The organism is Segatella hominis (assembly GCF_004535825.1).
In the GTDB taxonomy this organism is placed as follows: Bacteria; Bacteroidota; Bacteroidia; order Bacteroidales; family Bacteroidaceae; genus Prevotella; species Prevotella hominis.
The window spans coordinates 1-20,356 of record NZ_SGVY01000060.1 but is presented as its reverse complement, the minus strand read 5'-3'; the positions used below and the strand labels follow the sequence as shown (position 1 = coordinate 20,356).

Sequence of the window (20,356 nt, the reverse complement as noted above, 5' to 3'; positions counted from 1 at the left end):
ATGCAACAAAACCAATGTTTGACGAACAACTTTTGCGACAAAAAGAAATCGAAGCCCTTACTAAGCAGCGAGACGAACTTCTCCCCCTCTTGATGAATGGTCAAGCGTCGGTAAATTATCATTTATCGTTGCACTTGCCTATACCGTGCTTTATATTGTTGGAAGTTGAAAACACCAAAAATTATGATTGGCGTAGAAGACAAGACCAAGAAGCCTGCTCCCAATCAAGTTATACCGCAAGAAGAGGCAAATAGTGCCGTTACAAGATTACGTGGACTTTGTTTCAATGTTGGTCTTGCAGTAGGTGATGTATGCGCAGACGAAACTGGCAGCCAGTACTTTGCCATCACAGTATTCCCTTCACTCCATTCATATGCCACCACTTCTGATGGCAAGATGTATATCCGTGTTGCAGACAAATGTGAGCCGGTTCGTAGTGAGGATATTCAACGTGTAGGAGAAGAGAAAGGAGCTTTCCAATGGGAACTTGTACCAACACAGTTTGAGTTGGAAGATGAGAATAAGGCGAATCTCTCAAAATTCGCTAATGATATACGCCAATCTGATAGAGTGAAGCAGCATATCAAGCAGCTCGACGATATTGAAATTGGCGAACAATACCACCTTCTTGATGGCAACAAGATGACCAATCTTGGTGTCTTATGGATTGGTACAGCCAAACAGCGTAGCCGTATTTGCTATCCTATCACTGTGCAATATATCGTATATGATGACTTGGAGAACAAGACCAACAAATTGGAATGGCGTGACAACACACGTAATCCGAAAGAACTGTTGGAAGATATTATGGACAAGGCTGTAGAGTTGACCTATAGCTATGAGATGCCTAATGGACTTTTCCGTAAGACAGTACGCTATTATAATGAGAACTTAATCAGAGAGTTGCTTGTTAATAGTTTGGCTCATAGTTCAAGAACCATCTCTAACGACATCACAATCAAGGTATATCCAGGTTATATCAGCATCTCCAATCCTGGTGGTCTCCCTTTGGGTGTAACCAAAGACAACATCCTTCATACCAAGCACAGACGTAATCCGAATATGATTGAGATACTGACTGCACTTGGATTGATGGAAGGTGAGGGCTCTGGCTATGACTTGATTTATGAGCTGGATGCCGTTGAAGCTAAGAAACAACCAGAGATAGAATCAACTTTCAATACTGTCACTGTATATCAAAGTGCAGAGATTACGGATAAAGAAGTTGTTCGCCTGATGGATTATGTTGACCATAATTATCAGCTTTCCCAAAAGAACAAGATAGCTTTCGGTATTATAGCCAGAGAGAAACGCATTGCCGCAACTGATTTATCTAAAATTCTCCAGCTATCTGCAGAAGAACGATTGCGAAGCTATATCGATAACTTAGACAAAAAACATCTGATAACGAAAGGTGGCGTCAAGAAAGGATCATTTTTCCAAATCAATACAACTTTGCTGAAAAATGCAAAATCGAATATTGTTACTAGTTTGAAGACTATAGAACCACATGTTCTTAAAGCACTAATTATGGAAGATCTCCGTGTCCATCCTTTGAGTAAAATATCTGATATAGCAGAGCGTATTCCTGATATAGATATGAAAGAGATTCGAAAGATGCTCTATTCTATGGTTGGGAAGGAGATAGAAAAAGAGGGCACTCGATTTGATAGTAAATATTACATAAAATAATGGCATAAAAAAAAAGGTCTAAAAAAGAAAAAAATGTTAAAAAGTACATATTGAGCTAATAATCAATGACTTCCTTTTTTCAGAATTCTTTTTTCTACTCCTATATTTCATAAAAGAGATTTTAAGTTTCCGTATAATTATAGACAAAAAAAATAAAATATATTTATGGAATTAGAAAAACTAGTCACTAATCTACTTAATAGATTAGACCGAATAGATGAAGATAGTAAAAGTACTATCATCGAAGACATAATAAATAAGTTATCACATCAGATAGATCATCTTAAAAGTGACCTATCTGATGTAGCAACACTATTCGACTTGTTGAAAGTAACTATTGCGAGGTGTTTTCTGCCAAAGACATTTAGACAACATTTAGAAATCGAAAAACCTGGTAAGTTACTATATATCAGGATTTAAAAATTTCATAGATTTTCACAAGATTAAAAAGGAAATGTGCCTGCCAGGGCAATTTGTGATATTCTCTTTATATTTTCCTTGCTGAGATTTCTGTATTTTCAACAGAATCTTATTTGTGTGCGAATATTGAAAATATGAACAAAAAGAAAAGGAGCTGAAAATCAGAGAGTTATGATTTATCCGGAAGGAAATAATTACAAAGAAGAGTACATGATATCGTTTATTCTTGCGTTTTAAAGTTCAATTTGATACTGCGATGTCACAGGAAAATATTCAATAAACCATGCTTATTGAATAAAAAAGTACTGATTTTATTCAATACAACAAATAAAATGAATAAAACCCGCTACAAAAAAGCCAAGAAATCGCTTTCTAATTCCAGCAGACTTCTTGGCTCTTTATAATATATACCTTAATATATATAAGGTTGCTAATTACTTGCGTGTCTTCTTGGCAACTTTTTTCTTACCAGCAGTTTTTTTAGCTACAGCTTTCTTGTCAGCAGTAGCCTTTGCGTTTGTATCTGCAGTTGCATTTTCTTCCTTTGCAGGCTCCTTAACCTCTGGCTTTACGATACTAACCAATTCCAAATCGAATACCAATGTAGAATATGGAGGAATCTGACCAGCCTGACGAGCGCCATAAGCCAACTCCTGAGGAATATAAATCTGCCACTTACTACCTACAGGCATAGTTGTCAAAGCCTCGGTCCAACCCTTGATCAGATTGCCAGCATTGAACTTATCGCTCTGCTGACCATGCTTCTTGGTAGAATCAAATACAGTACCGTTAATCAGACGACCCTCGTAGATAACCTCTACCTCATCGCTGGCCTTAGGCACTTCACCATGACCCTCTGTGATTACCTTGTACTGCAAACCACTTGGCAATACTTTCACACCAGGCTTCTTGGCATTCTCGGCAAGGAATTTCTCACCAGCACCTGCCAAAGCCTCCTTCTGGAAATCTTCAGCCTTCTTGCTGGTAAAGAATGTGGTATCATTGGCCAATGCTGCCATGAAACCCTCCTGGAACAAAGCATGGCTGATAGAATCGTTAGTACTCTTCAACTCCTCCTTAGTGCCAGGATATACACGCTTTTCTACCAACTTGGCAATCTCCATACCGGCAGAATAAGCTGTGGTCTGAGGATTGATGCCCATAGCAAGCGCATCCTTGTAACCACGGATGAAATTCTCCATGTAGGCAGTATCTACCTGATAACTCTGCTGCACATAGTTCAACAAACCACGGGTAGCATTGATACCTGCAGCATAACTCAAAGAATCGGCAGAAGTTTTCAACTCGATAGGGGCTACTTTCTTGCCCTTTTTCTTATCTTTCTTGTTTGCAGCACCCGCTGTAAACAAAGAAGCACTCGCCGCGAGGACGAGTGCTGTCATGATTATTTTATTCATTCTTTTATTTAAGTCCTCTATTGTCTGAGTCCCCACAAAAACTGTCGGGTCTCTGTATTTTGAAATCCCTGTTACTTCTCACCAAGAGAAACCAACTCAATCTTGAAAATCAAAACAGAGAATGGCTTGATCTGACCCTGCTCACGCTCACCATAAGCCAAGTTCTGAGGAATGTAAACCTCCCAAACTGAACCTACAGGCATGTGAACCAAAGCCTCGGTCCAGCCCTTGATTACCTGATTAGCACGGAGAGAAACAGGCTCACCACGCTTGTAAGAAGAATCGAATACGTTGCCATCGATAGTCTTACCCTCATACTGTACCTTCACCATAGAAGTATCCTTTGGCATAGGACCGTTACCCTCTTTGATGACCTTATACTGAACACCAGAAGGCAATGTAACTACACCTGGCTTCTTCTTGTTAGCAGCGAGGAACTTCTCACCAGCCACCTTGTTAGGACCATACTGCTTCTCCATAGCCTTAGCCTTGATGGAAACCATCTTCTCCTGTGCTATACGACCAGCCTGCTCTATAGTCATCAAGCCTTTCTTGCCAGTAGTACCAGAAACGAAACCAGCCATGAAGTTCTTCAAAGAGATAGTCTTGGTAGAATCACCACCAAATACCTCGTGGTTGATACCCTTAACCATCTGGTTGGAAATCTGCTGACCAATCTGAATACCTGCATAGTAAGCAGCCTTCTTCTTGTCATCACCAGCATTGGCACCATCGTTAAGACCCTTGATGAAATCGTCCATGTAAGCAGTATCAATCTGCAGACGATCACTCAGGTATTCCTTCAAACCCTGTGTCTGTGCCATACCCATCGCATAACTCAAGGTATCAACCTCGTCTTTGAGGTCTGCCTTAGGGGTAGAATTGCCACAGCTTACGAATGTAGCTGCAGCGAAAGCCATCATCATGGCTCCGAAAAATAACTTTTTCATTTTGCTTATGTTTATTATCTTTGTTTTTTACTTAACTGCTACCAACTCTACGTCGAAGATCAAAGCTGAGAATGGAGGGATAGAAGCACCTGCACCACGCTCGCCATAACCCAACTGGTAAGGGATGAAGAAACGATACTTAGCACCCTCGGTCATGAGCTGAAGACCTTCTGTCCAACCAGCGATAACCTGATTCAATGGGAATGTAGCTGTCTGACCACGGTCGTAAGAGCTGTCGAACTTAGTACCATCGATGAGCGTACCCTCGTAGTGGCACTCCACCTGGTCTGTAGCCTTAGGAGCCTTGCCATTACCCTCGCGCAACACCTGATATTGCAAACCACTCTTGGTAGTAATAATACCTTCTTTCTTGCCATTTTCAGCGAGGAACTTCTCACCTGCCTCCTTGGCAACCTTACCCTTCTCGGCAGCTGCAGCCTGAGCCTTAGCCTCCTGCTCTGCAAAGAAGTTCTGTACCAACTCCTGGGCCTCCTGCTCGCTGAGCTGCAATTTGCCTGCAATAGCATCCTTCACAGCCTGTGCGAAATCATCAATATTCAAACTTTCAGCTCCCATAGAAGCCAACTGGCGGCCGATACCGATACCCAGAGCGTAACTTACTTTATCCATAAAATTATCTATAACTTTTAATTAATAATCTAAATTTGTATCAAAACGTGTGCAAAGATAACATTTTTCTTGGTGATAACGATGCTATTTGAAGAAAAATTACTAAATTTGTGCATTGTTAATAGTAAAATTATGAAGAAACTCGTATTTTTAACCGGTGCCGGCATGTCTGTGGAAAGCGGTTTCAAAACTTTCCGCGGCAACGATGGCCTGTGGGAGAACTATCCTGTAGAACAGATTGCAACCCACGAGGGCTGGGAAGCTGATCCTACATTAGTGACCAACTTCTACAACATGCTTAGACATAAACTGTATGCCGCCCAACCAAACGAGGGGCATAAACTCATCAAGGACTTGGAAAAAGACTTCGAAGTGACAGTTATCACACAGAATGTTGATAACCTGCACGAAAAGGCCGGTTCCAAGAATGTAATCCACTTGCATGGTGAACTGTCAAAGGTCTGCTCTTCCCGCAATCCTTATGATAATCGCTACATCAAAGAATTGCCGGAAGATGACTGCGAAGTAAAACCGGGAACGGAAGCTGGCGACGGCAGTCTCCTGCGCCCATTCATCGTTTTCTTCGGTGAGAGCGTACCGATGATAGAACCTGCAGCCGAGACTGTACAGAATGCCGATATTTTCGTCATCATCGGAACTTCACTCAATGTTTATCCTGCTGCAGGTCTGATTTCCTATACCAAGCCCCGCATTCCTATCTATCTGATAGACCCGGGAGCAGTAAATACCAACGAATACTACCAGATAAAACACATCATGAAGGGTGCTTCGGAAGGAATGAAAGAGCTTACAGAAATACTGGAAAAAGAGAAATAGATACTGGAGAAGGAGAAAGGATCTCCTATCTCCTTCCCATTCGAGCTTCGGCGACATTTACTACATAGTCGCCGAGCTTTTCGCTCTCTTGAATAATATCCATATACATCGTTCCGATACCATACGTATAGAGATGATTATCCACATCTTCTATATTCTGATTGCGCAGCTGGTAACGGAATGTATTGATTTCTGTCTCGATATTAAACGTACGGTTCATATCAAGAGTATGACGGTCGTGGGTGAACATGAAGTTCATCTGCGTCAAAGCCTCATCCACCAGCAGGAACATCTGATGAATGTTCTCATGCTGCTTTTCGGTAAACTCCTCCTTGTTATCTACCTTTCGCTTGATGGTTCTGGCTATATTAAAGCAGCTATCGCCGATACTCTCTATCTCTGAAATCTCGCGAAGCATGGCACGAATCTTAGCCTTGGTATCATCACTCAGATGGGCATCGCTCACCTGGTCGAGATACTTCGCTATCTCAATCTCCATACTGTCTGAGATTCCCTCATATTTTTCGATACGGTCATAGAGCTTTTCAAAAGCCTTGCCATCTTTTATTTCCAACAGTTCTCTTACCATACCAAACATACGCTGGATGCGCTCACCAAAACTGCTGATTTCCTTCTGAGCCTCGAAGACAGAAAGTTCCGGTGTCTTCATGATGCCCGTCTGGATGAAACGCAGGCGGAAATCCTCATCTTCCTTATCTGCCTTCGGCTTGATGAGTTGGCAAACCAACTTCTCTATCTGAGGTATAAACCAGATGAGCACAGCTGTATTACACACATTAAAACAGGTGTGGAACATCGCCAAGACGATAGGCAGCAACGTAGCTTTCTGAGCTGCCGACATATTTCCATCCGGATTATATCCTACCAATGAACATACAAAGTTGACGAAAGGATAGAACAGACAGAGCACCCAAATGACACCAAACACATTGAACACGAGATGAGCCAAAGCGGCACGTCGAGCCTGTGCATTGGCACCCAATGCAGCGAGATTGGCAGTAGCCGTCGTTCCGATATTCTCGCCCATCACTAAGGCAATACCGAGATAGATAGGAAGTACACCGGTAGAACAGAGCAGAATGGTGATAGCCATGACGGCAGCCGAACTCTGTACGATACAGGTGATGACTGTACCTATCAGAAGGAATGTAATAATGGTAAGATGGCTCTTCGTATCAAAAGAACTGAAGAAATCGATGACCGAAGGATTGTGTTCCAAATCGAGGTCCTTTCCTGCCCCACTCAAGAGAACGAGGGCAAAGAAGAGAAAAGCAATGCCAAAGAGGAAATCGCCGAAATAGCGTTTCTTCTTGCTATAGATTAACATGATGCCTAAGAAAAACGCAGGGAAGACGACTATCGTCAAATCCACATTGTATCCCAAAGACATAATCCAAGCTGTGAGCGTGGTACCGATATTGGCACCCATGATGACGGAGATGGCTTGAGCTAAGGTGAGAAGACCTGCGTTGACAAAGGAAACCGTCATCACGGTAGTGGCAGAAGAACTCTGCACGGCACAGGTAATAAATGTACCTGTAAGCATACCCGTGAGCCGATTGGTTGTCATCGCTCCTAAGATGTGTCGCAACTGAGATCCTGCCATTTTCTGCAATGCCTCGCTCATCACTTTCATGCCGTAGATGAGCAATGCCAGAGAACCCAGAATCTGAAAAAATATCACAAGATATTGACTTGTACTCATAAATGTTTTGTTACGTGGAAATACTCGTTACATTTCGTTTGCAAATTTAATAAGATTTCTGCTTATTCCGAAATATTTGCGACAGATATTTCAAGTTGTAACAACATTGTAACATAGATGGCAAAATGTTATACATTCTTTTTCCATCTGCTAACTTATGAAAAAAAATTGGAACAAATGTCCTTTTTGTGACATATTTAATAAAAAACGAAAAAAAGATGGCAAGAAAGTTTGATATTTGCGTTTTTTTTTGTTTCTTTGCATAAGATAGGCTGCACTCGGCAAATTGAAAGCTAGCTTTCTTTGCGCTCGTTTGCACTATCTTTGCCTTATAAAAACTATTAACTTTTAGAATTATGGGAAAAGGAAAGAAAGGTGGCAAGAGAATGAACAAGGCGCAACTCACTGAGATGTTGCAGGAATTCTTTGCCAATCAGCCGGGCGTTACGCTCAGCTTCAAAGAGATATTCCGAGGGCTCCATCTTACCACTCATCCACTGAAGATGCTCGCTATCGACATCATGGAAGAGATGGCTTGGGATGACTACCTCGCCAAAGTAAGTGATAATTCATATCGACTCAATCAAAGCGTACAGGTGATGGAAGGTAAGTTTGTACGCAAATCAAATGGTAAAAACTCTGTAATCCCTGAGGGAAGTGAGAAACCTATCTTCGTTTCCGAACGTAACTCTATGGGTGCTCTCAACGGCGACCGTGTGGAGTTCACCTTCCTCGCTCGCCGCAAGAACCATATCAAGGAGGCTCAGGTCAACAAGATATTGGAACGTGCCAAGGATAGCTTCGTAGGCCGTCTGAAAGTGGATAAGGACATCGCTTACCTCGTCACACCAGGCGATGTATTCGCCCACAACATCATCATCCCAAGAAGAAAGCTCAAGGGTGGCAAGACCGACGACAAGGCGGTGGTGCGCATCATCGAGTGGCCTGACGGAGAGAACAAGAGCCCTATCGGCGAAGTGGTTGATGTTCTCGGACAAAAGGGTGACAATGATGTGGAGATGAATTCCATCCTCGCACAATATGGCCTGCCATACAAATATCCGAAGAATGTAGAGGATGCTGCCAACAAAATTACAGGAGAAATCACAGAACAAGATTATAAGGAGCGTGAGGACTTCCGACAGGTATTTACCTGTACCATCGACCCGAAAGATGCCAAGGACTTCGACGATGCACTCAGTATCCAGAAGTTGGAGAATGGTAACTGGCAGGTGGGTGTTCACATCGCCGATGTTTCTCACTACGTCACAGAAGGAAGCATTATCGACAAGGAAGCCGTGAAACGAGCTACCTCTGTATATCTCGTAGATCGCACGATTCCGATGTTGCCAGAACGTCTCTGCAACTTCATCTGTTCACTTCGCCCTGACGAGGAAAAACTGGCTTATAGCGTTATCTTCGAACTCGACAATAATGCAGAAGTGAAGAACTACCGCATTGTGCATACGGTCATCAAGAGCGACCGCCGCTATAAATATGAAGAGGTACAGGAACTGCTCGAAGCCAATGGTGTAGTAGATGGTACTGGCGAACCTGCTCCTGCAGAAACCAAGGAGCACCCTTATCAAGGAGAAAATGCACTCCAGCTTATAACACTTGACCGATTGGCCAAGAAACTCCGTGCGGCCCGTTTCAAGAATGGTGCCGTGAAATTCGACCGCGAGGAATTGCACTTCGACATAGATGAGAAGGGAAAGCCTGTAAGCTGCTACTATAAGCGCTCAAAGGATGCCAACAAACTGGTAGAGGAGTTCATGCTTCTTGCCAACCGTACGGTGGCTGAGAGCATCGGCAAGGCAAAGAAAGGTAAGAAACCTAAGACTTTGCCTTATCGTATCCATGATAATCCAGACCCACAGAAGTTGGAAACCCTGCGCGAATTCGTAGTCAAGTTCGGCTATAAGATGAAAACAGAAGGTACCAAGGGGGCTACTGCAAGAAGCCTCAACAAGCTGATGGCAGACTGTGAAGGTAAACCAGAAAACAACCTCATCCAGATGGTAGCACTCCGTGCCATGATGAAAGCGAAGTACTCTGTTCACAACATCGGACACTTCGGACTTGCCTTCGAGTATTACACCCACTTTACATCTCCTATCCGCCGTTATCCGGACACGATGGTTCATCGTTTGCTTACCAAATATGCAGAAGGTGGCAGAAGCGCCAATGAGAAGCATTATGAGGAACTTTGCGAACATTGTTCTGAAATGGAGCAGATAGCACAGAATGCGGAGCGTGACAGTATCAAATACAAGATGGTAGAATTCATGGGCGACAAGCTTGGTGAAGAATTCGATGCCCACATCAGCGGTATTACCAGCTATGGTATCTATGCAACTATCGACGAGAACCATTGCGAGGGTATGATTCCGATGAGAGACATCGCTGACGACTACTATGATTTCGATGAAAAGAATTTCTGCCTCATCGGACGACGCCATCACAACAAGTATTCTTTGGGTGATGCTATCCGCATCAAGGTGGCACAGGCCAATCTGGAGAAAAAACAGCTCGACTTTACGCTTGCTGGTGACTCTGCTCCTGTACGCAAGGACAAATCTGCTGGTGCCAGCGATATGAAATCCAAAGACAAAAAAGCTGGTAAAAGTAAACAGAAGACCCGCAATCACAGAAAGCGCAAATAAATTCTGAGTATAAAAAATAGGGAAATTCAAGGATGTACATGATTCTCATGCTGCTCATTCTTGAACTTCCCTATTTTTCCTTGTAAGACTTTTCTATAATGCCACATCTACAGATGCAGGGAAGACACGACAAGGATCAAAATATTCCATACAACTGGTAATCATATCTTCCATTCGGGGAACGAGCTTTCCTTCGAAAGCTTTCCTGTTATTGATGAAGACGGTTATCGGTTTATTCATATCTACCAGTTGATCATTCAGATAAATCTTCCATTTACCACCAATTACCGGATGGTAGCTCTTAGTAAACTTCAAATCTATACCATAGACAGGATCACGCTCTAACGTCTGATAGGTTACCTTCTTGACGGATAATCTGATTACGTTATCCTGAATATCCATCTCATAATAGTCTCTATCTTCTCCACTTGCATCCTTCAATCCATCTGCTGCCTTCGGTCTCTTCATCACATAGAGATTATAAAAGCCCTGACGGCGCTGTCCGTCCATCGGATAGTCCTCCCACATAAATGTATGAGGATAAGGATTGCGCTTGTAGGTCTTGAGCCAAGGAGTAGTCAAAGAATAGTCGATGGAATGACCGCAATTAGGTATCAATTCGATACGATGACGGAAGAGACTGTCCGCACTATGATTCATGAGTCTGCCAGCATATTTCGCCTGCAACGAATCGAAAGCCGTCTTGGTATAACCCGTCAGTTTATTGCGATAGAAACCTTCATCCATAGCACCCGTCAAAAACGAGAATGCAAGATTGGCACAGTTTTCTACAGGGGCATTCTTCAAAGGTTCTCCACCAGCCATCGGACCAACACCAGCCCAATAGTCGGCATAATAGGATGCTAATCGCTGACTGCCATAACCGCCCTCTGAGATACCAAACACATAAAGTCGATTGGCATCTACATGACCTGAAGCTAAAGACTGGCGCAAGAGTTTCTCCCATGCATACAACTTCGCTTTCTGCCACCAGCGGTAATATTCGCCTTCATTAGGAATCTGTGGAATGAAATAAACAGAAGGAGCATCATTGAAATATTGCGCCCACATCAATCCATATTTCCATTCCTCCTCCTTGGGTCCAGAACCATGAAGATACAGATACATCGGAAATGGCTGGGCTGCTGCGATGCGCTCATCTGACGACTCAGCATCATTACCCTGGAAACCATTGCGATAATTCTGCTGTATCTCGGCAATAGTGAGAGGTTTCCACTTGATTCCCCAATAGTAAGGCATCACGGCAGACGGTTCCAAAGAAGCAGGCAAATGCCACATTCCCTTGTTTTTAGGACAGAGCGAACGCAGCGGAATCAGTTTTTCCTCATCCAACTGTGCATTGGCTTCCTGCCAGGCTTTCCACACTAAAGTCTGGTACTTCTGAGCCTCTTTCCACTTCAGGGCTTTCTTCTGAGAAAAAGCAGCCAAAGACGCATCAGACTTCTTTTCCAACTGATGCAGGAAATAGTTCTTCAGATTTTCCTTCAATCCTGCCGGCTGAGCGGAAAGTGAGGATGAAAACAAAAGGGCAATACACCCTACCCATATTTTATTCTGATTCTGCATAACTCTCATTGTATTTCGACGCAGCATGATTCTAAGATATTATTTCAAGCCCTCCAACAAAGGTTTCAGGCGCATATCACTTGGACGATAAGCATTATACTTATACAGTTTGCCCTCCTTATCATAAATGAGGAAGAAAGGAATACCGCTTACATTCAGCGATTCACAGAGTTTGTTGTCTTGATTGTTCAGCAACTCTCCCTCCAGTCCAAGGGCTGCAACTTTCTTCTTCCAAGCTGCCACATTGGTATCGATGGAGATGGACAGAAAGACAACATCCTTGTTTTGCAATTCTTTCTCCAACTGTTTGAGATGAGGAATCTCCTTGATACATGGGATGCACCAGGATGCCCAAAGATCGATGAACACATACTTGCCACGATATTTGGCAAAATCAACCTTCTTACCTTGCAAATCTGTCAACACAACATCTGCTGGGAAAGGAGTTCCTGCAATGGATGACTTGCGCACCTTGAATTCACCTAAGTATTTGGTGTCCAACTGGAAACGCTCGGTCAGTGAAGTCAACTCCTGAAGGCCCTCAGCATAATTGTCTGCATAATTGAAAGTAGAGATATACTTATTCAGCAGCAAATCTTCCACTCTAACCTTCAAGCCCTTGTTCTTCACCTGACTTTCAATGGCAGTAATTTTGTCTGCCAAACTGCCTTGCGGAATGACAGAGAGAGCCAATCGAGGTGCCGACTCAAAAGCCGAAGCCATATCGCAATCTACACACTTCAAGAGTTTCTCATTCTCGGCTTTAGGATCAATACCAAGACCTGCCACTTCACGTCCTGTAGCAAACTTCACATTTTCAATTCCTTCAAAAGTGAGAGTTGCTGCCCATAAATGCAGATACTGGTCAATGGAAGAAGAAGGATGATAGACATTGACAAGACTGTCGGCAGAAGCCGTATAGCCCATTATCAAATTGCGCAAATCAGTATCCGACATCGTTTTTCCTGCCATCCACATCTGCTTGGCACGACCAACGTACAAGTCGTTGAAAGCCATCAAGGCTGAGGTTTCAGCATTGGCTTTGTCAACCGTCAGATTACCATCCGCAGCAAACGTAAGATTGAGCGAAGCCCTACCAGCAGTTTCCTTCAAATTCAACGGGAGGATGATTTGGCGCTGCTGCGTAACTCCAACGACCTTATACACCTGAATAGAAGAAAGAGAGGTCTCAGTCTGGATACTACCATTCACTACCGAAATAGAATCTGGCTTATCCCAAATTCGCTCGGCAGGCATGATATAAAGTCGCAAGTCGGCAGTCACATTACCTTTTAATGTGCCTGTAACCTGAAGTGACTGAGCAAAAGCTGTGCAGACAATAGCCTGCAACAGCAAACTCATACATAATATTTTACTCTTCATACGATACTCCTATTATTTAACTTTGAATACTTGGCTTATACATCAGGTAAGTAATCTTACCACAGCAGTCCTTGTATTCCTTCTTAGGCTTCACCGCACTACTGTTGTCTGTACGTACATCCTTGCAATCGTAGATATAGAAACTTCCTCGCTTACTTGTCTTATTGTAAGTAGCTACATAAAGTTCATCTGTAGAGAGGTTGATATCCATGAAAGTAACCTCCTCGTCAGCACCATACTGAACGGCAAACTGATTCTTGTTTGGCAAAGTAAACTGGTTGCTGTTCAGATAAACATAGATACTGTTTCCCAAGGAATAGTAATAACGGTCATACTTGGAAGAATACACGAATCGGGCACCCTGATCAGGAACTGCTGTTTCTGATGTTGGAGTAAACGACTGGCTTGTGAAATCTTCCTCATTGATATAATTATAGCTATTGCTATTGGTCCAAAGATTGATACTTCCAGCCACATTGCCTTTCGCCATCACATAAACAGTACTTCCATCTCCATTACAAAAGGCTGTGATCAACTTCTGTCCATTAAGCAAGTTTCCTGGATTTGGGAAGAAAGTATCCAAACCGAAGAAAGATGCATACGCAGAGAAGATTGACACCTGATTATGGGTATAGTCCATATAGAAAGTACGAGAAGTCTCAGTACCATAAGAACTATATTTAAACAAGATATAATCATCCGACTCGCCACCTTTAAAATAAGTATATTCGTATGGGAACATATACTTCAGATTAAGATGGGCAAACTTCTTCATATTCTTATCGTAAGCGTATGGAGTATATGCATCTGGCATGAACTCAGAAGCTTGGAATCCTGGATAGAGATCAGCATACTTGATTTCTGTAAGAACCGTGAAGTTGTCAGGATCCAGGAAATAGCATCTATCTTTAGTAGATACCAGAATGCGGGTCAAGACCGAAGAGGTTTTGCCGTCCCACAGGTTCACACTTCCGCTGACAGCCTTTACCAGTTCTGCCTCAGAAACACCTTCGTTCATCAATTCCAGGCAATGCTCTATAGGTACATTTTTCTTACCCGCAGCAATCTCCTCGGGAGTAGGAATCTTGATAAAGGTAAGATTTCCCTTGCCATCACTGTCGAAAGAGGTCAACAGATAACCTTCCTCAAAAATACGGTTCAAGTTGACTTTATAGTCCATACTCTGTCCCACTTTGCCATCTGTCACGGTAAAGTGGAAATAATAAGAACCACCTACCTTGACCTTCACATTCAAGTCGCGCTCGGTACTTACTTCTTTCAGTTCACCTTTCTGTCCATTGGTATAAGTACCCATCTGCCATTTGTAAGTCAGTTGAGACTCATCTCCAGTATATCCCAATTCTGGTTTAATAACGATATCTTCACCCAAGTCAAAATTGTAAGTTGGCATGGTCGTAGCATCGTTCCCCTTGATGGTTAAAGACGGGAGAGAAGAAACATTACCCTCGGTCGTATCGTCATCTATGCAGGAAGTAAATCCCAGCGACAACAACATTGCCAAAGCCCATGTTGTGAGAATATGTCTTTTATTCATTGTCATAATCGTTTGTTTGGGTTACACACGTTAGTTCACACTTGGCACACTCTGCCATTCAATCACGTCCTTGGTGTCGTTGTACATCGGAATGAGGACATACTTTACCAGGAAGGCATCATAGAATGCCATCGGACCACCCTGCTCCATATCCTTCGCCTTAATGAAATAATCTCCGTATTTAGTAATCAACTCATCAAATACAGCCTTGTTTGCCTTTGGTGCCAGTTCATAGAAATACTTAAAGAACAACTGTGCATTCTCGTAACTGTAAACTGGGAGCGGATTAAAGGTTGCCCACCACATCGGTCTGTCAGGATGAATATCGGAATACTTGATGGTAAAGGTATTCTGTCCTGTAGGACGCAGATCTCCATTGGCTACGATGGCAATGCGGAGCTTCTTTTCTTTCGTCAAAATCTCAGAATCCTTGTCACGCAAGAGCTTGATTTTGATCGTATCACTCACCTCATTGGCTGCCATCTCGGCACGTTCAATGGTATAGTTGACACCTTCCACCATATCTGTAGAGTCTTTCACCACTTCCAGTTCGATGCGGCGTGCCTCTGCCTTAGGAATACCCATCAGCGATACGGGGATGTCGATAATATGCGACTGCGCTATGTCATAGTCAAAACTATAGGTAATGACAGAATCGGCAGTCTGCTTCTCATTCAGATAATTGAAGAATACAGAGTCGGTCTGATTCGTATCATAAAGCTTATAGTCGTCCTCGCAACTCACCATGAGCAAAGCCACAGCAAGAGTTGCCAACATATATATTTTCTTTCTCATAACTTTGCTTCTATTAGTTTCTATAATTGAACTCATCCTGAGGGATAGGTATCACATAGATATCCTCGCTGGCAGGAATAATCTTGCTGTCCAAGTTGGAGATGATATCCTTGTTGAGACGCTTCATGTTGTACCATACCTGTCCTTCACCGAACATTTCCTTATGATACTCATTGAATATCATATCCTTGGTCAGTCGGGTTTCTGCTTTCAAGGCAGGCAAACCTCTTGAACCCGTTTCGGCATTGTAATACTCAAGTGCCTTTGGATAGTTAGTTTCCAACAAGGCTTCTGCTGCGATAAGATACAATTCTGATACATGCAGCATGTTGATGCCTGAGATGCGGGTTACCCAATCTGCAGGAACATTTTGGTTTTCTTCGATAGTATAATAATCGACAGTCTTCAGACAGCGTACATTACCAGTACCTTTCTTAAACCAATTCTTGCGGAAGTCCTGATCTATACCCGTTACATCCTGTGCATAAACCTTATCATAAGGCATCAGATGGGTAGAACCTGACTCATCTGTATAAGGATCATAGCTGGTATAAGACTGATATCTATAGAGATAACCATTGGCTGTCTCATTATAGGTATTAGAATAAATTCCCCAAAGGGTTTCTTTTGGAGACAGTTTTCCGGCAAACAAATCCTTGATTTCAGAAGGCTCTGCCAATGGGAACTTCTTGCTTTCTATCACCATCTGAGCATACTTGGCAGCATTCTCCATATCACCCTTCATCCAATAAACTTTCGCCAACATACCCAATACCGCATAATAGTTGCAATGGGTCTCGCGATAGTTCTGGAACTTAAAGTACTGTTTGTTGTCACGAGGATACTGAATCTTGTCTGCTTCTTCACTCAACAGCTGCTCTGCCTCCTGAAGATCCTTCAAGATCAGTTCGTAAACCTCACCCACTTTCTTAAACTCATTCTCCTTAATAGAATAGGTGGTGGTATAAGGAATACCCTGCTTGCTCATATCGGTAGAGCAGAACAATCGCAAGAGATCAAAATGAAGGTAAGCTCTTACGGCAAGCATCTCGCCCTTATAAAGGTTATAGAGAGGCAAGTCATTAGAACGGCCTTCAAGCTTTTTCAGCACATTGTTTGCATATCCGATGCTTACATACGCTCCAGCCCAAATGTTGGCAAGACGTTTCTTCAGATAGTCATTGTCATACTGGTAACGTTCTGCAGCACGGGAACCTGCATCTACATTATTCTGATCGAAATCTTGAGCCATACAGTCGGTCAGTCCCCACAACAGGTCTTTTCCATACAGAGCAGTACTTGCTTGCAAGGAACCATAAACTCCATAAATGGCAGATTCAAATCCATCGGGAGACTTGAACAAATCGTCTTCCACCTTCTCCGATTTCGGACGTACGTCCAGGAAATCGTCACAAGAGGTAAACATGACAGCAGCAAACAGCAATGCCAGACACCATCTTGTATGATGTATGTTGAAATATTTTTTATACATATTATATCTGTCTTATTTTGTCATTGATTTCATTAGAATGTCAAACTTGCCGACATATTGATACTGCGGCTGTATGGATACGATGTACCTCGCTCATATTTGGCTGAGGTAAGACGGAAGAGATCCTCCGTACCGATACCCACATAGAGTTTCTGGATGTGCAGACTCTTCAGGAAAGAAGCTGGCACATCATACTGCAGATAAACACTGGATAGCCAAAGTTCATTGTCCTTCTCTACAAAACGGTCGGTATAGACATCAGAGCTACCGCCGTCCTTTGAGATATTCAAGTATGGCACCACATCACCTGGCTGCTTCCATCGCTCGGTAAAGGCACGTACATCACAATTGTACTTCGGATTGATACCCTCAACCTTAGAAGCACGGGTAGAATTGTACATATCGCCTCCGAAACGGTAAGAGAAGCTGGCATTCAGAGAGAAATGACGATATTTTAACAAAGAAGAGAAGCTACCTTGCAAAGTAGGATTGGTATCACCACATGACACCTGGTCCTTGGAATCATACTTATAAGTATAGCTGCCATCCTTCTTGATGAAGATTTCCTTACCTGTAGCTGGGTCTATTCCGGCTGAACGAACTGCATAAATCGCTGAAGGAGACTCTCCCTCACGATACTGCGCCAATGGAGAGGTTGATACGGCTCCTGAGGAGGTCTGACCAGTCGCATTCTGTTCGTTCTTACGTTTCAATGCCTCGGATATCTTATTAATGGTGGTCTTGGAGTGCAGACCGTTCCAAGAGAGGTTCCACTCCCAGTCCTTGGTCTTGATGATTTTTCCCCATAATGAGAATTCAAAACCATTACTGGTCTGCGAACCTAAGTTGGCCTTTACAGAAGTGGCACCCGATGAAGGTGGCAACGACTTGTCTATCAGCATATCACAGGTTTTCTCATTGTAGAAATCCAAGTTCACATTCATGCGATCGCCAAAGAATGATGAAGTCAGACCAATGTTGAACTTCTTGGTGGTCTGCCACTTCAAATCCGGATTGGCCATACCCATTGGGATAGCTCCTACACCGGTATATCCTAAATAAGAACTGTTATACTTATAGGTGGTTACCGCCTGATAAGAATCGAATTTCACACTACCTGTAAAACCATAACTTCCACGCAGACGCATGGTATTGATCCAACCTAATTTCTTGATAAACTTCTCATTATGAATATTATATCCCAAACCTACAGACCAGAATGGAGCAAAACGATGGTTGGCACCAAACTTGGAAGAACCTGACAGACGGTAGGAACCATCTACTACATAGCGATTCTTCCACATAAAGTTGGCAGCAAGGAATCCACCCACACTGGTAGAAAGAGACTCTGAACCAGAAGGACTGCCATTAGTTGGATAAGCAGTAGCGTATGCCAGGTCGTTCTGATTATCATTCAAGAAACCTGTGGCACGCATTGTACTTGACTTGCCGTCTGAACGCTTGATTTCACCTCCGAGATTCAGGGTCAGCATCGTTCCGTCCTTATCAAAATTATGAATGTAGTTACCAATCAACTTGGCTGCCCATTGCTCAGAACTGCTATTTCCCAATGTATAAGAACCCTTCTCCTTCAATACGGTTGTATTGGTATAGAGATTAGACTCTGGAGAGGTAAACGAATCTGTAGTACCCTTGCTGGAAGTATATGAAACCTGACCTGTCAGATAAAGGGTTGGCAGGATATTATAACGCGCATCCAGCGAAATCTCCTCAGTTCTTGTCTCCGACTTTCCAAAACTGCTCAATGATGCCTCGTAAAGAGGATTGTTCATATCATAAGAAAGGCTACGGCGCAAATTGCCATACTCATCATACGGAGAATCATAAGGATTGCAACGCAGATAATCAGAGAAACTTCCATACTTGGAATCATGAGTATTCAACTGGTCATGGGATGCACGCAAGGTAAGAATCAGATCTTCTACGGCAGTATAAGACAGATAAATACTCATACCATAGCGCTTACGACCATCATCCTTCATCACACCCTGAGTATTGGAATAATTGGCGTTTACATTATAATCCAAGCCTGAGCCACGTCCGGAAATGGAGAGCGAATGATCATGAGAGAAACTGTTGCGGATTGGCTTTGATTTCCAGTCAGTATTCTGACCGCTGCTTACCAATGCTAATTTCTCATAATAACTCTTGTCCAAACTTCCATCCGTGGATGTATAAAGACCTGCCAACTTCTCCAACTCGAGTTTCTGGGCAGCATTACAGTAATCATAACTGCTCAAATCAGCAAAACTTAACTGTGGAGTAAAGGTATAGCGAATACGGACTGGAGACTGGCTCACACGCTTACGCTCGATAACGATAACACCATTGGCAGCATTCTCACCATAAAGTGCAGTTGCCGAAGCATCTTTCAGGATATCTACACGCTCGATATCATGAATATCTATATCATACAAAGCCGTCAGACTCTGCTCTACACCATCAATCACAACCAAAGGGGCATTCAATCCCACCTCATTATTGGTAGCCAAGGAAGTAGTACTACGAATCACGAGGTCTGGCACACTATTTGGGTTAGAACCGGCAGCATTATTCTGCTGGATATTAAGACTTGGATCAAGCGTAGCCAAGCTCTGCATGATATTGGTTGGTGAAATCGACAGGATGTCATCGCTGGTAATCGTCTTGGCTGCACCCGTAAAGGTTTGCTTTTTTCGGGTGAAATAACCATTTACCACGACATCGCTGATCTGCTTCGAGTCATTCTTCATCACCACCTTCATGTTATGGCCTGCCTTGACAACCAAGGTTTCCATTCCTACATAAGAGAAGGAGAGTTTCTGACCTTTCAGGGATACAGACTGGAAATTGAATTTTCCATTCACATCCGTGATTGTTGCTACATTGGCGCCTACAATACGTACCTGTACGCCAATCAGCGGCTCGTTATCTTCTTCAGAATAAACGACACCACTGATACTATTGGCTGTTTGGCTACCATCATTCACGACAATGGTTACCCCATTGCCCTGCGCTTGCAGAGCAATAGGAGTACCAGCCGCCATCATAGCCATCAATAAGTATTTTTGCATTTACCCTCAAATCCGCAACCTATAGGGTTTAGTGGGATTTTGCTTGCAAAGCGACAAAATTCATTTTATTGTACATATTTCTTGCACAACAGAAATGTCGCAGACACAAAATCCCCTTACCCCATAAAGCG

At 43.0% G+C, this 20,356-nt stretch carries 13 protein-coding genes and 1 pseudogene; 4 read left to right on the top strand and 10 right to left on the bottom strand.

Translation table 11 applies throughout. From position 1 onward, the window contains the following. Nucleotides 1-254: pseudogene (locus EXN75_RS18375) on the top strand (hypothetical protein); the annotation flags it as partial. Continuing rightward, a complete protein-coding gene (locus EXN75_RS15145) occupies nt 184-1,692 on the top strand; it encodes an ATP-binding protein (RefSeq protein WP_134844447.1) in 1,509 nt (502 codons plus the stop codon). The pseudogene EXN75_RS18375 and the gene EXN75_RS15145, both read left to right, overlap by 71 nt. Before the next feature lie 854 nt (nt 1,693-2,546). Here EXN75_RS15145 and EXN75_RS15140 read toward each other — a convergent pair. The 3 genes from EXN75_RS15140 to EXN75_RS15130 all read right to left on the bottom strand — a co-directional run bounded on the left by EXN75_RS15140 (nt 2,547) and on the right by EXN75_RS15130 (nt 5,110). Next, nucleotides 2,547-3,530 carry an FKBP-type peptidyl-prolyl cis-trans isomerase gene (locus EXN75_RS15140; RefSeq protein WP_118116047.1) on the bottom strand — a complete coding sequence of 328 codons (984 nt, stop codon included), beginning with the start codon at nt 3,528-3,530 and terminating at the stop codon, nt 2,547-2,549. 71 nt (nt 3,531-3,601) lie between these two features. Then, nucleotides 3,602-4,480 carry an FKBP-type peptidyl-prolyl cis-trans isomerase gene (locus EXN75_RS15135; RefSeq protein WP_118116049.1) on the bottom strand — a complete coding sequence of 293 codons (879 nt, stop codon included), beginning with the start codon at nt 4,478-4,480 and terminating at the stop codon, nt 3,602-3,604. Between the two features lie 27 nt (nt 4,481-4,507). After that, the gene (locus EXN75_RS15130; RefSeq protein WP_118116051.1) at nt 4,508-5,110 is read right to left on the bottom strand and encodes an FKBP-type peptidyl-prolyl cis-trans isomerase; all 603 of its coding nucleotides are present in this window, start codon (nt 5,108-5,110) and stop codon (nt 4,508-4,510) included. A gap of 132 nt (nt 5,111-5,242) precedes the next feature. Here EXN75_RS15130 and EXN75_RS15125 point away from each other — a divergent pair, with 132 nt between their 5' ends. Next, on the top strand, nt 5,243-5,947 hold the full coding sequence (locus EXN75_RS15125) for an SIR2 family NAD-dependent protein deacylase (protein WP_118116053.1): 705 nt from the start codon (nt 5,243-5,245) through the stop codon (nt 5,945-5,947). Between the two features lie 25 nt (nt 5,948-5,972). Here EXN75_RS15125 and EXN75_RS15120 read toward each other — a convergent pair whose 3' ends face one another. Next, entirely contained in the window at nt 5,973-7,673 is a 1,701-nt protein-coding gene (locus tag EXN75_RS15120) for a Na/Pi cotransporter family protein (RefSeq protein WP_118116055.1), read from the bottom strand. Nucleotides 7,674-8,029: 356 nt separating this feature from the next. On the opposite strand from EXN75_RS15120, the gene rnr reads away from it, so the two are divergent. Beyond that, a complete protein-coding gene (rnr, locus tag EXN75_RS15115) occupies nt 8,030-10,339 on the top strand; it encodes a ribonuclease R (RefSeq protein ID WP_134844446.1) in 2,310 nt (769 codons plus the stop codon). 93 nt (nt 10,340-10,432) lie between these two features. On the opposite strand, the gene EXN75_RS15110 is transcribed toward rnr, so the two are convergent. Genes EXN75_RS15110 through EXN75_RS15085 form a run of 6 tightly spaced genes read right to left on the bottom strand, consistent with a single transcriptional unit; the run spans nt 10,433 to nt 20,225 of the window. Further along, nucleotides 10,433-11,935 carry a hypothetical protein gene (locus tag EXN75_RS15110; protein ID WP_167639549.1) on the bottom strand — a complete coding sequence of 501 codons (1,503 nt, stop codon included), beginning with the start codon at nt 11,933-11,935 and terminating at the stop codon, nt 10,433-10,435. Nucleotides 11,936-11,965: 30 nt separating this feature from the next. After that, the gene (locus EXN75_RS15105) at nt 11,966-13,309 is read right to left on the bottom strand and encodes a TlpA family protein disulfide reductase (RefSeq protein ID WP_134844444.1); all 1,344 of its coding nucleotides are present in this window, start codon (nt 13,307-13,309) and stop codon (nt 11,966-11,968) included. 16 nt (nt 13,310-13,325) lie between these two features. Further along, nucleotides 13,326-14,864, bottom strand: coding sequence for a PKD domain protein (locus EXN75_RS15100; protein ID WP_134844443.1), 1,539 nt, complete (start codon nt 14,862-14,864; stop codon nt 13,326-13,328). A 30-nt stretch (nt 14,865-14,894) separates the two neighbouring features. Then, nucleotides 14,895-15,659, bottom strand: coding sequence for a DUF4843 domain-containing protein (locus tag EXN75_RS15095; protein WP_246031444.1), 765 nt, complete (start codon nt 15,657-15,659; stop codon nt 14,895-14,897). A gap of 13 nt (nt 15,660-15,672) precedes the next feature. Then, entirely contained in the window at nt 15,673-17,151 is a 1,479-nt protein-coding gene (locus tag EXN75_RS15090; protein ID WP_246031443.1) for a RagB/SusD family nutrient uptake outer membrane protein, read from the bottom strand. A 32-nt stretch (nt 17,152-17,183) separates the two neighbouring features. Further along, a complete protein-coding gene (locus EXN75_RS15085) occupies nt 17,184-20,225 on the bottom strand; it encodes a SusC/RagA family TonB-linked outer membrane protein (RefSeq protein ID WP_134844442.1) in 3,042 nt (1,013 codons plus the stop codon). Nucleotides 20,226-20,356 lie beyond the last annotated feature (131 nt).

What these genes read in the sequence shown, in the direction of transcription:
- EXN75_RS15120 (WP_118116055.1), bottom strand. Translation starts at nt 7,673, where the DNA reads ATGAGTACAAGTCAATATCTTGTGATATTTTTTCAGATTCTGGGTTCT.
- rnr (WP_134844446.1), top strand. Translation starts at nt 8,030, where the DNA reads ATGGGAAAAGGAAAGAAAGGTGGCAAGAGAATGAACAAGGCGCAACTC.
- EXN75_RS15130 (WP_118116051.1), bottom strand. Translation starts at nt 5,110, where the DNA reads ATGGATAAAGTAAGTTACGCTCTGGGTATCGGTATCGGCCGCCAGTTG.
- EXN75_RS15125 (WP_118116053.1), top strand. Translation starts at nt 5,243, where the DNA reads ATGAAGAAACTCGTATTTTTAACCGGTGCCGGCATGTCTGTGGAAAGC.
- EXN75_RS15145 (WP_134844447.1), top strand. Translation starts at nt 184, where the DNA reads ATGATTGGCGTAGAAGACAAGACCAAGAAGCCTGCTCCCAATCAAGTT.
- EXN75_RS15090 (WP_246031443.1), bottom strand. Translation starts at nt 17,151, where the DNA reads ATGTATAAAAAATATTTCAACATACATCATACAAGATGGTGTCTGGCA.
- EXN75_RS15085 (WP_134844442.1), bottom strand. Translation starts at nt 20,225, where the DNA reads ATGCAAAAATACTTATTGATGGCTATGATGGCGGCTGGTACTCCTATT.
- EXN75_RS15135 (WP_118116049.1), bottom strand. Translation starts at nt 4,480, where the DNA reads ATGAAAAAGTTATTTTTCGGAGCCATGATGATGGCTTTCGCTGCAGCT.
- EXN75_RS15095 (WP_246031444.1), bottom strand. Translation starts at nt 15,659, where the DNA reads ATGAGAAAGAAAATATATATGTTGGCAACTCTTGCTGTGGCTTTGCTC.
- EXN75_RS15110 (WP_167639549.1), bottom strand. Translation starts at nt 11,935, where the DNA reads ATGAGAGTTATGCAGAATCAGAATAAAATATGGGTAGGGTGTATTGCC.
- EXN75_RS15140 (WP_118116047.1), bottom strand. Translation starts at nt 3,530, where the DNA reads ATGAATAAAATAATCATGACAGCACTCGTCCTCGCGGCGAGTGCTTCT.
- EXN75_RS15105 (WP_134844444.1), bottom strand. Translation starts at nt 13,309, where the DNA reads ATGAAGAGTAAAATATTATGTATGAGTTTGCTGTTGCAGGCTATTGTC.
- EXN75_RS15100 (WP_134844443.1), bottom strand. Translation starts at nt 14,864, where the DNA reads ATGAATAAAAGACATATTCTCACAACATGGGCTTTGGCAATGTTGTTG.